The organism is Bergeriella denitrificans NBRC 102155, assembly GCF_001592185.1.
Classification (GTDB): Bacteria; Pseudomonadota; Gammaproteobacteria; order Burkholderiales; family Neisseriaceae; genus Neisseria; species Neisseria denitrificans.
The window spans coordinates 1-1,056 of sequence record NZ_BCWL01000344.1 but is presented as its reverse complement, the minus strand read 5'-3'; the positions used below and the strand labels follow the sequence as shown (position 1 = coordinate 1,056).

2 protein-coding genes are annotated in these 1,056 nt (G+C 59.7%); both read right to left on the bottom strand.

Features of this window, described 5'->3' with window-relative positions:
• Window positions 1-67: 67 nt before the first annotated feature.
• On the bottom strand, window positions 68-694 hold the full coding sequence (gene rsmG / locus BDE01S_RS10700; RefSeq protein ID WP_066081414.1) for a 16S rRNA (guanine(527)-N(7))-methyltransferase RsmG: 627 nt from the start codon (window positions 692-694) through the stop codon (window positions 68-70).
• Between the two features lie 131 nt (window positions 695-825).
• Window positions 826-1,056, bottom strand: a 231-nt coding sequence (locus BDE01S_RS11470) for a hypothetical protein (RefSeq protein ID WP_169798097.1), incomplete at its 5' end; no start/stop codon positions are given.

The following is a 1,056-nucleotide window of genomic DNA, read 5'->3' as shown; positions in this document are numbered from 1 at the left end:
GAATGCACGGAATGATACGGTGTTGCTGTACTTGTCGTACTATAGTGAAATTTCTAAAAAGTTGAAATCAGGCCTTTTTACGCAGTAGTACCATATGCCGCTCGGCATCCAGCTGCGGAACGTGCAGCGCGTTGACCGTTTCGACCTCGGCAAAATCGGGCAGGCGGCTGATTTCGGCTTCGGGGTACACGCCTTTCATCGCTGCCCAGCGGCCGCCGTCGGTCAAAAGATGCGCCGTCCAGTTCACAAAATCGGCCAGCTCGGCAAAGGCACGGCTGGTAATCAGCTCCGCCTGATAGTTTTGCAGGGCTTCGACGCGGCCGCTGATGACGCGCACGTTGCTCAAGCCCAGCTCGATGACGGCCTGTTGCAGAAACGAGGTTTTTTTGGTGTTGGCATCCAGCAGGGTCACGGCCACATCGGGGCGGCAGATGGCGGCGGGAATACCGGGCTGGCCGCCGCCGGAGCCGACGTCGAGCATGGTGCGCGCGCTGCCGATATAGGGCAGCAGCGTGAGGCTGTCGAGCAGGTGGTGGCTGACCATCAAACGCTCGTCGCGCAGCGCGGTGAGATTGTAGGTTTTATTCCATTTTTGCAGCAGCCCGACATAATCCAGCAGCTTGGTTTGGCAGGCGGCATCGATGTCCAAGCCCATTTCGGCAATGCCGGCTTGGAGGGTTTGAGCGTGGTTCATAGGATTTCCCGTTGGAGTACGGGCATTATGGTAGCGGAAAATCAGGCCGTCTGAAACCTTATTCAGGGCTTTTTGCCCGGGCGGTATTCAGACGGCCTTTTTCAGACGGCTTGGTGCGGTTTTCGACGCAATCAGCGGTTGTAGCGGCGGAGGCCGAAAGAACGGGCGGGTCGGCTGTCGCTCTGTACGGCCTGCGTGCGCTGGCTGACGGGTTGGTATCTCAGGCCGGGGCGCGTTGGCGCGGTGCGCTGCGTTGCGGCTTCGGAGTTACGGCGAAGGCCGCCGCGCTGCGTTTCCTGCCGCTTGAGCTGCATATTGCGCTGCTGTGACAGGCGTTCGCGCAGTTGGCGGTTTTGCTGTTG

Excerpts from the sequence above, each read along its gene's own strand:
- rsmG (WP_066081414.1), bottom strand. The coding sequence starts at position 694 with ATGAACCACGCTCAAACCCTCCAAGCCGGCATTGCCGAAATGGGCTTG.